Source organism: Deefgea salmonis, assembly GCF_020531905.1.
Lineage (GTDB): Bacteria > Pseudomonadota > Gammaproteobacteria > Burkholderiales > Chitinibacteraceae > Deefgea > Deefgea salmonis.
The window spans coordinates 176,510-188,792 of record NZ_JAJAWG010000006.1 but is presented as its reverse complement, the minus strand read 5'-3'; the positions used below and the strand labels follow the sequence as shown (position 1 = coordinate 188,792).

Annotated in this window: 9 protein-coding genes; 2 read left to right on the top strand and 7 right to left on the bottom strand. The window is 51.5% G+C overall.

Annotated features, from left to right (window positions below):
- The first annotated feature begins 438 nt into the window (after positions 1-438).
- A complete protein-coding gene (locus LG219_RS10930; RefSeq protein WP_226764524.1) occupies positions 439-2,706 on the top strand; it encodes an alkaline phosphatase D family protein in 2,268 nt (755 codons plus the stop codon).
- Between the two features lie 669 nt (positions 2,707-3,375).
- Here LG219_RS10930 and LG219_RS10925 read toward each other — a convergent pair.
- Positions 3,376-4,062, bottom strand: a complete 687-nt coding sequence (locus LG219_RS10925; protein ID WP_226764523.1) for a thermonuclease family protein — start codon at positions 4,060-4,062, stop codon at positions 3,376-3,378.
- A 306-nt stretch (positions 4,063-4,368) separates the two neighbouring features.
- On the opposite strand from LG219_RS10925, the gene LG219_RS10920 reads away from it, so the two are divergent.
- Positions 4,369-5,514, top strand: a complete 1,146-nt coding sequence (locus LG219_RS10920) for a patatin-like phospholipase family protein (protein ID WP_226764522.1) — start codon at positions 4,369-4,371, stop codon at positions 5,512-5,514.
- Positions 5,515-5,564: 50 nt separating this feature from the next.
- On the opposite strand, the gene LG219_RS15440 is transcribed toward LG219_RS10920, so the two are convergent.
- From LG219_RS15440 to LG219_RS10885, 6 genes are read right to left on the bottom strand one after another with little or no spacing between them, the layout of a single operon-like run.
- Positions 5,565-5,987, bottom strand: a complete 423-nt coding sequence (locus tag LG219_RS15440) for a type IV pilin protein (protein WP_284691685.1) — start codon at positions 5,985-5,987, stop codon at positions 5,565-5,567.
- Position 5,988: 1 nt separating this feature from the next.
- The gene (locus LG219_RS10905) at positions 5,989-9,558 is read right to left on the bottom strand and encodes a pilus assembly protein (protein ID WP_226764521.1); all 3,570 of its coding nucleotides are present in this window, start codon (positions 9,556-9,558) and stop codon (positions 5,989-5,991) included.
- Positions 9,559-9,562: 4 nt separating this feature from the next.
- Entirely contained in the window at positions 9,563-10,114 is a 552-nt protein-coding gene (locus LG219_RS10900) for a pilus assembly PilX family protein (protein WP_226764520.1), read from the bottom strand.
- Positions 10,111-11,133: a prepilin-type N-terminal cleavage/methylation domain-containing protein gene (locus LG219_RS10895; protein WP_226764519.1), complete on the bottom strand. Its 1,023-nt coding sequence runs from the start codon at positions 11,131-11,133 to the stop codon at positions 10,111-10,113. Before LG219_RS10895 ends, LG219_RS10900 begins: the two co-directional genes overlap by 4 nt.
- The gene (gene pilV / locus LG219_RS10890) at positions 11,130-11,576 is read right to left on the bottom strand and encodes a type IV pilus modification protein PilV (RefSeq protein WP_226764518.1); all 447 of its coding nucleotides are present in this window, start codon (positions 11,574-11,576) and stop codon (positions 11,130-11,132) included. Before pilV ends, LG219_RS10895 begins: the two co-directional genes overlap by 4 nt.
- Positions 11,567-12,130 (bottom strand): GspH/FimT family pseudopilin, encoded by a 564-nt coding sequence (locus LG219_RS10885; RefSeq protein WP_226764517.1) that lies wholly within the window; start codon positions 12,128-12,130, stop codon positions 11,567-11,569. The genes pilV and LG219_RS10885 overlap by 10 nt, the downstream gene beginning before the upstream one ends.
- Positions 12,131-12,283: the final 153 nt, after the last annotated feature.

Sequence of the window (12,283 nt, the reverse complement as noted above, 5' to 3'; positions counted from 1 at the left end):
GTTCAGATTTGGTGCTGATGCTGTGCCGCGCTCGTCGAGCTGGGGCTTAAAATCCCGTTTAAGCGCACCGAGTGAGGAGAGAGACAAACGGTTTTATCGTTTGGCTCACGACAATCGAGGGCACAGCGGAGCTGGGCGAGATCAAAATCGCCTTTCTTTTCCCCCAACTCTTTGGCGGACAAAGAGTTGGGGTCCCCGTCGCGGACTGCGACTGTAAAACAATGTGCCGCAGGCACTTAAAACCATCAACACGTAATCTGAACATTGCCATTTATTTGGATTGCCTGGGATTGAATACGGCGCTTACTATTTGAACCTGCAAGCTGAAATTAAAGGCGGTGCGGTTTGACACGCTTACAACAAATTCAAAAATAAAACGACCGTTTATATTTCTGCAATACAAGGCGAGGAGGATGGCGCTCTTTCTGGGAGAAAACTGTGGATCGCCGTCAATTTATTCGTCTTGCTGGTTTTATGACTGCCAGCGCTGCTAGCCCACTGCTGCTGACTGCTTGCGGTGGCACTGACTCCGCTTTAGTGCCAACGGAGAGCCCGAGCCCAAGTTCGAGCCCTAATCCTTTGCAGTATCAGTTTCCGCAAGGCGTTGCGGCTGGCGATCCACGCAGCGACAGCATCGTATTATGGACGCGCGTTTTACCGCGTAATGTTGATCCGATTGCCAGCCAAGGTGCGGCAATGAATAGCACGATTCAGTTATTGGTGACCGAGGGTGATCCAGCGGGTTTGACCGGCAGCGAAGGCGTGTTAACGGGTAAAGTGGTTGCCAATGTCACGCTCGCGGCCTTGTCTGAATGGGATCATAGCGTACGCCACAAATTAACTGGCCTCGCGGGCAATACCTACTATGGGTATCAGTTTATTGTGAATGGTTCGCGCTCGATGGTGGGGCGTTTTAAAACTGCAGCGGCAGCCAATGCTGATTTAGCGCAATTGCAGTTTGCGTTTTTGTCTTGTCAGGATTGGAGCATTCATCACTGGGGCGGCTTTAGCCAATTGTTGACTGAGGATCTCGATTTTATCGTCCATCTTGGTGATTATATTTATGAAACCATTGGTGAAGACTTTCAAACCGGTCAGGTTGAAGCCCAGCATGGCGCTTTAAAACTACCCGATGGTGCTTTTAAAGCGGGCAATAGCGGTGCGCGCTATGCGCTGACTTTGGCCGATTACCGCGCGCTGTATAAACAATACCGCAGCGACCCACGCTTGCAGCAAGTGCATGCGCGCTTTGCGATGATTGCCATCTGGGATGATCATGAGTTTTCTGATGATTGCTGGGGCGATGCGACCACGTACGACAATGGGACTTACGATCCGCAGCGCGGTGGCGATAACAAACACGAAACAACGCGTCGCCGCTCGGCCAATCAAGCCTGGTATGAGTTTATGCCGGCCGATATCGTGTTTGACGCCAAGGCCAGTGGTTTTCATACCGTGCGACTGTATCGCGATTTCCAATTTGGCCAGTTGATGCATTTGGTGATGACCGACGAGCGACTTTACCGCGCCGACCATATCTTGCCCGAGGCGGCAGTGGGCAGCAGTATTGGCAGTCGGTATTTAGTGCCTAGCCAGCAGTTAAGCGCGGTAGAAGCGCAAAAAATGGCCATCGGTAAAGCGCAGGGCGACGAGTTGGCGCTGGTGTCGATTTTGGGTAAAACCCAACGCGAATGGTGGAAAAGCACGCTTAAAAATTCCAAAGCGCAGTGGAAGGTGTGGGGCAATGAAGTGTCTTTACTCAAAATGCGCTTAGATGCTCGCAATTTGCCGGGCGTGCCAAGCGCCTTGCAGCAAGACTTGGTCCTCAACGCCGATCAGTGGGATGGATTTAATGCCGAGCGCAGCGATTTGCTGCAATTTATTCGCCAAAATCAAATCAAAAATGTGGTGGCGATTACCGGTGATATTCATAGTTTTTACGCCGGTGTCGCCCACGCCGACTACAGCGCCACGCCGCCCAATACGCCAGCATTGATCGACTTGGTGACGGCGGGAATGAGTAGCGATTCGTTCTATCATTATTTTGCCAGTGCCGTGCGTGACCCGGCTTTGGCGAGCGCGCAGGCTTTGGTGTTTAGTAGTGAAGCGGGGGCCGAGCAGATCGCGATTCAAATGCTCAGCGTCGGCATCGCGCAGCAAGCCGGAGTGAGCGATTTAAGTAATAGCAGCCAAGTGAGCGCCGCCGTGACGGGGGCAATTAACGCCAAAATCGTACCAGCGCAAGCTTTTGTCGCCACGGCAGGTTTAAGCCGCAGCGAGGTGAATACCTTTAATGATTTGCTTGGCGGGCAACTTGGACAAACCATTGCCGCGCTGATTGCCAATTTGGCGGCGACTAAAAAATCCATCGCCGCACAAACACTCGCCGGTTTTATTGCACAAAACATCGCGCAAAAAGTCGGCGGCGGCATCACTGCGGCGCAGATTCCTGCCAGCCAAGTCACGCCGTTTCTGAATCCATTCGCCAATCCAGCAACGGGCGCAGCACCGGTGAATAATCCATGGATTCGTTACGCCGATACCGATGCACAAGGCTACGCAGTGGTGAAATTAACGCCGACGCAAATGCAATGCACCTTCCGCAAAATCAACCCCTTGCAAAACGGTCAAGTGCCTAGCCCGGTGATTATGAAAGACACGCAATTGTCGATTCAATCGGGGGTGCTTGAGGTGAAAGTGAATTAATTGCTGGGCGCTGCTTGTTCAGTGAATTGCGTGGCGGCATGAGGATCAATCGATCGTTATGCCGTACTGATCAAAACCTTTTTGACGCAGAGACGCGGAGACGCAGAGAAAAACCAAGTCAGATCAAATCGCTAAACGCAATAAAACCTTTTGACGCAGAGACGCAGAGGCGCGGAGAAAAGCCAAATCAGAATGGAGCAAACACGACTTAAACTGCGTTTGTTGATGTTTTTGCTTGGTTTGCTCTGCGTCTCTGTGCCTCTGCGTTGGATTTTATGTCTACGCCTCTGCGTTGGATTTTAGAAAAACCTTTTGACGCAGAGACGCGGAGGCGCGGAGAAAAGCCAAATCAGAATGGAGCAAACACGATTTAAACTGCGTTTTTTGATGTTTTTGCTTGGTTTCCTCTGCGTCGGATTTTGTGTCTATGCCTCTGCGTCGGATTTTAGAAAAACCTTTTGACGCAGAGACGCGGAGGCACGGAGAAAAGCCAAATTAGAATGGAGCAAACACGATTTAAACTGCGTTTTTTGATGTTTTTGCTTGGTTTCCTCTGCGTCTCTGCGTCTCTGCGCCTCTGCGTCGGATTTTGTGTCTATGCCTCTGCGTCGGATTTTGTTTCTACGCCTCAGCGTTGGATTTGATGTCTGAGGCTAATGCAAATCGCGTTTATTTACACCATTGTTTTTCGCACGGAATGCCGTCGTTATTGCCGTCCATTTTGACATTGGGGCAATGCTGGATGAAATACGTTGCCTCCGCGCAAGAGCTCATTTGTGAGCAGTGTTGTCGACCGTCACAGCGGTAGTTGCTCACAACTGCGGGCGGGTTGCTGGTGGCCGTTTTGCTTGGCGCAGCTTGGTTAGCGGCCGGTGGGTTAACGGCGGTTGGGCGGCTGGTTTTGCCACTGGCGCGCCATTGCCATGGGGCTTCAGCCGCAGGATCGATCCACAAACCATATTTCGCCGCTTTGGCTTGCCGCTCGGCCGCACGGTATTTTTCATCGCTACCGTATTGGGTATAAAACCAAGCCATGCCGCGTTTGATTTGTTCCAAATTGACATCCATCCCGCCAACAAACACTTTGCCGACGCTGCGCCCATATTGGTCTTGGGTGTCGACTTGCACGGTGACGTCTTTTCGATAAATTAAATCCGACAACGATTGCTTAGATTTTTCGCCAAAAGCTTGGTCTCGTTCGGGCGCGTCGATTTGCCACAGGCGGATTTTGACTGGCTTTCTGTCGGTGGTCAGTAGCGTGGCGGTGTCGCCATCGTTAACGCCAATAATATGGCCGCTCAGGGTTTCGGCGTGCGCCGAGGTCATGAGTAATAAAACTAGAAAAAAACGCAGCATTTTGAGGCCTTGGCAGGATGAATCAAAGAGGGGGTCGATCGACAAAGGTTTTTTGCCGCGTGGTTTCATTTTGGCAGACCACTTTTGTGCGAGGGATTGTACAGATAATTGTAAGTTTTCGGATAAAAGACTTTCAGGATCTTGATCAAGATACACGGTGAAAGTGACGATTAAAAATAATGCCAATGTGCCTTTCATCGACTAGGCTTTATTTGTTGCGATGCAGCAATATTTTTGCAAAAGCGTTCTGGGCGTAATGCAAAGCGATAAAACAGGCTTGCTGATGAATTGATTGAGGAGCGATTGATGGCTGTAGCAGAAAAGAAATCATCTCAAAAACCGCGGATTGCCTTGGTATTACAAGGCGGCGGGGCTTTAGGCGCATATCATATTGGCGCGTATCAAGCGTTGCACGAAGCCGGCTTAGAGCCGGATTTTTTTGCAGGTATATCAATCGGGGCTATTAATGCCTGCATCTTAGCGGGCAATACCCCTGAAGACCGTTTAAGCCAGCTGGATGCATTATGGTCAGATATTTCGCGCAAGAATATGAGCGGTGAATATCTGCAGGGCGATTGGCGGCGGATGTATAACAAATTGAGCTTTATGGAAGCGGTCACCATGGGCCAGCCCAATTTTTGGCAACCACGGTTTCCTAGCCCTTTGCTGCTCAATGATATGTCGCCGCAGACCGCCAGTTTTTGCGATACATCGCCAATGCGGGCCACGTTGCAGCGTTTGGCCAATTTTGATTTGATCAATCACCAAGGCGCGCAATTGGTGTTGGGCGCGACCAAGGTCACGACCGGCGAGTTGGTTTTTTTTGATAATCATCGGCAAACCATCGGCCCAGAGCATGTTTTGGCTAGCGGTTCATTGCCTCCGGGATTTCCGGCCACCGAGGTGGATGGTGAGCTGTATTGGGATGGCGGCTGTGTGTCTAATACGCCATTGGATGCGATTTTTCAAAGTGAGCTCGATGGTAACACTTTGGTGTTTATGATTGATTTATGGGATGCACACGGCCCCGCGCCACGCAATATGGACAGTGTGGCGTGGCGACAAAAACAGATTCAATACGCCAGCCGAACTCGGCAGCATATTGATACCTTGGCCAAGCAGCATAATCATCGCCGCGCGATGCATCATGTATCACAAGGCGCTAACGTTGATATTAGCGCGGTGAGCGATGATTTGAATCTGAGCGCACACAATGGCAATGCCCATTTTGATATTGTCCACTTGGTGTATCACCCCAGTGGTGAGCAGATTGCCGATTCCGATGCGGAATTCTCTCGGCCATCGATTTTAGAGCGGCGCAATGCCGGTTATGCCGACATGCAAAACGCCTTGGCCAAGTCGCCATGGACGCAATATGTGAAACCGGCGCATTTTGGTACTGCGGTGCATACGCTACGCGGTGAAGAGATGCAGACTTTGTGCCCAGTTTGAGCGGGCAGGCAAGATAAAAAAACGGCGCTGATTGGCAGCGCCGTTTTTTTTTACCAACAAGCGGCTGCGCCGCCGCTACCACTCGCCGTCCTACCACCTTGCGAGTCGATACTGAGCGTGCCGCATTGCAAGTCTTGGCTCAATTGCGTGCCAATCGGGGTGGCGGTGACGGTGTAACTGCGTGCGTTGGCAATATCCGTCGTAAATGCATAGCGCGTTGCCATGCCGCTCTCCGTTTGGCAAGCCAATGTCGGGGACGCGCCGGTGTAATTCATATGCGTGGTGTAATAGCGCTCCATGAGTTGCGCTTGCTCAGAAAGACACGCTTTGGCGGCGGCACGATGGCTACGCACCACGTATTGCGTGTAAGAGGGATAGGCGATGGCGGCCAAAATACCAATAATGGCCACCACAATCATCATTTCAATCAGCGTAAAGCCATGTGCGGCGCGGGGCGGGACTGGGATTTTCAACTTAAACTCCTAAAATTTCACGCCAAGAGGTGCGAACGATGCGGCCTAATTTGCCTTGGGTTTTTATGTGTGAAGTACCGGCGTTTTCTAAACTGGAAATCATGCCGTCGCCAACAAAAATCGGTGCATTCGGGCTGCTGTCAAAGCCAACACCGCTGGCATAATTGCCGTCAATTTTGTCGCTTTCATCAACTTTGCCATCGCCATTAAGATCAAAAAAGCCTTGCTCTAAACTCCCGCCGCTAAATGGGTCAATGGCCATGGTGTAACCGCGACCTTCGGGTAAGCAAGGATCGCTCCCGTCTGGAATCCGGCTGGTGCCGATTAAGCTATTGCCGCGAATTTGATTCGGTAACAGCATGCGCTCGCCCTCAATGGCCACGCCTGAGCCTTTAAAATCGATCACCCAGCCCGATTTGCCTTGCATATCGTTGGCGCCGGGCTTGGACATCACGCGGACTGAGCCATTGCTGGTCGAGCCATCTTTGAGGATTCTGCGCGTCATCAAACTACTGCGATCCACGGCTTGATTACTGTCGATGATGCCATACCAGCTTTGCACGTCTTTATTACTTAAGTCATTGGTATTTAAAAAACGGCCAGTGCCAAAAAACACCCAGCGTACTTTGGTTTTGGGATTGACTACGGCGATCGGTGCGGCGCTAATCGCTTGGGCACCCGAGCTGCTGGTGGCGCTAAACAGCTTAATGGCCGTCGGATTGTTTTTTGACAGATTAAACTTCCACAGATTGCCACGTTGATCGCCCGCGTAGGCGGTGTCATGAATCCCATCGCCATTGGTATCCCACACATCGGCGGCAGACAGGCCGTTATTGCCTGCAATGCCGGTGTCGATAAATGTGGCATCGCCGCTCTCGATATCAATCATCATTAATTGGGCTTTGTCGCCAGCACTGTTCAGGCCGTTGCCCATGATGGCGCTCCAACTGCCTTTGGCCAATTGCGCAATCACTGGTTTACCCAGCACTTGGCCAATGCTTGGCGCCCGCTGTGGGTTATTTTCCCATAGTGGCAACATATTGTTCGGGTCGGTGACGTCCAGCGCAAAGGTCGCGCGACCACCTCGACCTAGGCTGGCAACTAGGATGGTTTTCCAACGACTACCGACATACACATCGGCCACACTGATTTCGCCGTCGACAAAGTATTGGTGGCTATAGTCGGGTGAGGCCGTGTTGGCCAGCTGCTGATTGAGTACGGCATTGGGAATAAACGCAAACACTTCAACGCCGGTTTTGGCGTTAAAACCGTGCAACATGCCATCGTTGCCGCCGACATACACCATTGGCGTGCGAGCGGCTTGGTCTTTGGCAAATTGCGCGTAGCCGGCTTCTTTGGCATAAAGCCGAGGATTCGGGCTGCCAACATACACCGGCGCTGAATTGACAATGTCACCTAGCGCGCTACTGCGAGCACGAAACGATCCGCTGGGGACTTCTTGGCTACGATCCCCGCGCAAATAATTGATGACATTGGCAGTAAATATATTTGAATCTAAACCGCTGGCGCCAGATTTGAATTCAGTCTTGCCTGAGGCCGCTTGTGGGGTTTGATTAAAATAAATTTTACGATCCGCTGGCTTAGGTAGCGCAGCAACGGCGCTCCATAACGGCGTGGTTTCTGGTTTTTGCGTGGTTTGATTGATGGCGTAAGCGCTTAAATCACCACTCCAGCTGGAGCTAGAAAACGTGGTTTGAAAAACCGCTACGCCGGGCTCAATTTTATTACTCGATGAAGTGAGTGCAGCGGCCGAGCTGGTTCGCTCGGCGCTGATACTGGCAAAGGCCTTAGTCAGGCCCGAGACCATGTTTTGTGCATCACTGGCGACAAAGAAATTATCTGGACGCTTGTCGCCTGTCGATAAGATGTCTTTGGTGGTGTACCACAGCGCATCGGCAATGCTGGTGGTTTGACTGTCGTAGGGTTTAAAGTCATTTGGTACTTTAAAACCGCCGTATTTACTCGCCAGCCAATATTGATTGCTGTTGCGGTTGGCCAAAACGCCACCTTCACGGACATCAACCCAATACGTTGATAAGGTTTGCATGCCTTTAATGCGTTTGAGTAGCTCGCTACTGCTGTTAGTCCCTTCAGGGCGTAGATCAACGGTGTGGGCGTCATAGGCTAAACCGGCGATATACGCAGAGTTATCGCGGCCAGTAAATTGCGCATTAGCATTCATGTTAATGCCTTCTAATTGCGCGATTTTTTGCGTTGCGGTGACGACATTAATGGTTTTGTCATTACTCACTTCGCTGGGCATCGCCGGCTCACCGCTACTGTTGGTGCTGCCTGGCAAGTTTTTGTCTCGGTGTGAGTTAACGTCGCCAATGCCTAAAATGACATTTTTTTGGCACCAGTATTTAATCGGGTCATCCCAGCGGGTAATCACCGGAAAACCATCGGCTTGCTGATTTTTGCTATTGCTATCGCCCGTTAAATCGGAGTAACTCGGCACATTGCCGAGGTTTTTAAAGTAGCGGATCGCGGCGTAATACAACTCGCTCACTGGGTCGTAACTTTTGTGTTGCCGTGTGGTCATTTGGCCAAATTTATTCAGATAGTTAATCACGCCACTATCTTGGATGCCGGCATTGGTATCTGCCGCATCGGCAGAATCTGGATTGCGGTATAAAACTCCGGTGCTCGGATCCCATTCGCGAGCGGGATTGGTCACCAAGCGGTTGTTGCTGGCATCGAGTTTATATTCACCGACAAATTTATTTTTGGCGCGCATCACGCCACCATCTCTAAGCGCGTTACTGTCGTTGAGATAACCAAAAATACTGTATTGCAAATTACTTGAATATTGTTGAATCAAGCCTTCGGGTTTCCAGTTACTGCCATATTGGGCGCAGTTTTTTTCTGGAAAAGCCGAATCGCAGACTTTCACGCGCACCGAGGCTTCAAACACCTGCTCTTTTTTGGCATTGCTGCTTGAATCAGGGTAGGGCTGTACGGTACCTGGGTTGTTGACATTACCACTGCCGGTGAAATACATCTTATTGCCCAAATTGGCGACGCGTATCGTGAAATTGCCCCAGCTAAACGGCGTAGTGCCGGCAACGTTGCTGGTGCGATCGCCATAACCGCCGCCGCGATCATGCCGCGCTTTTTCTAACCACGTTTCGCTCGCCGTGTCGCGAACGCGATAGCCGCCAGTCAATGCCGCACGAAACGGATCGATGGTTTGCGTGACCGCCCAATTCATAAAATTACCACTCCAATTGCCCGAACAACTGCGGGTGGTGGTTTTGCTGATGGGTTTGAAGTGGCGATTGGCTTCAATGGGGTCATTGACGTAGGTGTAGCATTTATTGGCGTCAAAATAGCCGGTGTATTCATTGCTGGCAGAATAAGCGCCGACATTGGCCTGACTAATAATGGTCGGAAACTCAACCGAAGGCACTAAGGCCAAGCTACCGGGAACAAAACCACCGACATACAACGGGGCCGGTGCAATCTCAATCGCAGCCCAAGCGGGCGGCGTTAGCGTCGCAACCGCGATCGCGACCAAGTAGGTGATCGATTTGATCTGACATTTAAGCATGGTGCTACCTATCGACTTTGACGGTGGTTTGTAAGCGAACTGCGGCACGACCCGTGCTTGAATCTGGCGAGCTGCGTGCAGTAATGCGGAAAGTGCGCGAGACAATCCCGCCACTGCCACCGTATTGATTGGCTGAGGCGCTGCCTGAAATGCCCGACTCATCGTCGCTATTGGTTTCGGACATCAACTGAATAAAATACTGCGGCTTGCCGTCGAGCAGGGTGGTGTTGACTAAAAAAGCCGCATCGACATCGGTCCAACCGGTGGCGGGGGTATCGGGTGGAGAGATCGGGCATAGCGTGGGCGCAAGGCAACTTTGCCCATTGAGCGCGGTGATATCGGGATTACTTTCAATCTTGGCTTCGGCAGCGCGCAGCGCCGATTCGGTGGCTTGTAAGGCCATGGATTGATCATAATTATTGCCGCTGATTTTTTCTTGCAATAGCACATTGCGAATGCCAGATACGCCAAGCAAGGTCGCAATCAATAGCAGAACCAGCGCCATGATTAAAATAATGCCCGCTTGTGCAGGGCGATAAAACGCTGCGCGCATCATAATGTTCGATTCCTTAGAGAGATCACTTGGGTGATTTCGCGCGTTAAACGCCCATTAGGGGTGGTCGCGGCGGTGGCAATGTTTTTTTCTGCGCTTTGTAGGCTCAGCGTTAAGGTAACGGCGTTGACTTGATCCCACTGCGCATTGCTTAAGCTACTGGCGTCCACCCAGCTGGTGCTGCTGGGAATGCGGTAGCTGATTTGCAGATCCACCACGCCTGCGGCCATTTCGATGGGTGTGCCATCAATGCCAACGCGATACAGCGAGCGGTCACCGTCTTGGCTGCGGCCATTATTGCCAATATACCAAGTGGAAGCCGCTAATTTAGCTACGGTTGAGTTGGGGGCAAATTCATATTTACTGGTCGGGCCACTGCCGCAGTCAGTCGGAAAGGCCAAGTCATTACTGCAATTGCCCGGAGAAGTGCCGCTGCCTTTGTTATGCACCAGATTGCCGGTGCCATTGATATTTGAAACTTGAAAAATGGTGGCATGATCGCTATCGCAGACCATTAAAATATCCCCAGCGACAATATCGTGGCCGCTGCCAGCCAGTTTGATATTGGCCGAGCCGCCATTATGGCTTTCGATGCTATACGCCGAATCGCCCATGCCTTGCAGTTGAATCGCGTGTGTGCCAGCAATGCGCTGGCCAACGCCCGAACCAAAAGCGGCCGCACTGGTGGCGGCATCACCAGAAAACCCACGAATTGCCGCCCAATTGGACCACCATTGTGCGCTTGGATTATTTAAAACATTGGCCACTTGCTGGGTATTGCCGCAAGCAATGACGCCGGTGCCGCGAATGGCGCGCTCCAAAAAGCTCAGCGCACTGCGGCCACTTTCGTTCACTTGCGACAAGCCCTCAGAGCTGCGATAGCTTTGCTTGCTCGACAGTACCACCCCAGACACAGCAGCAATCATCAGCAATGCAATGGCCACCGCGATCATCAGTTCGACAATCGAAAACCCACGCTCAGTGCACAAGCCTGCGCGGTGTTGCATCACTGAGTCGCTCATAAATACACCTCGGTAACGATGGTTTGCTCCCGATCGCCTTGCGCGGCGCGTGAATCATCCCAGCGGATGGTCACGGTGCACAGCGCCGCGTTGCAGTTGACCGCACCGCTCGCACCTTCACCCAACTGATTGCTAATGCTGGTGCGCCAACGATCGAGTACCCCGCTGGCAAAGCTGCTGCCAGCACTGACGTCGCTATCAATCCCTAAATTAAACTGCCCGTTGATGGCATTCTCTCGATCCGCGCGCATCGCGCTGAGCACTGAATTGGTTTGAATCACCGCCATATTGCGCTCGGTCGAGCTTTGATTGTGTTTGAGTGTGGCCAATTGCAACGCCGCTAAGCCCAATAAACCCACCGAGAGCACCACAATCCCAATCAGCACTTCAATTAGGCTAAAGCCAGCTTGTGATCGGGGCGAAGACAATGGGTTTACTGACATATTTTGCTCCCTTTGGTGCTGACTAGGCGGCTACCTGCGCCGATAGAGAGGGTCATTAAATTGTCGCTCGGGCGGCCCCAGCTGCACGACCAAATCGACATACTGGCGGCGGCCAGATTGTTATTGTTGTAAGCCAAACCATCCGCGCCTAAACGCAGTTGATTGGCATTTAAATCGCTAGTGACTCGAATTTCGCTGGCGGTACTGATCGCGCCACGGCGAATCACACCGGCGTTTGAGATCACCCCCCAATGCAACCAATTGCCTGCCGTGCTAGAGCAGGCATTGGCGCTGACTGAGTCAAGCTTACAAAAAGTAACGCTGCGATTGAGTTTGATCGCTTCTGAGCGCGCTAAATTGATGGCGGCAATCAGCTCGTTGTTTTGCGTGGCCAGTCGATTGGCCACCATCATTTGGCTGAAATTTGGCGCAGCAATGGCAGTTAAAATCGCCAAAATACTCAGGGTTACCATCAATTCGATTAAGGTAAAGCCCTGTTCAAATAAGGGGGCAATCGAGCGAGGAAGGCGATTTAGGCGAGGAAGGCGCGGCATGGGCGTTTGATTTAGATTAAAAAAATTGTATATTAGTTAATGCTGATGGTATTGGGTTGCAGCTTAAAAGACGAGTAATTTATTCAACGTGTGGCCTTTTTAGGGGAAATGCCTAATAAAAATCCAAGCAATCTGTGGCGTACATACATCAGT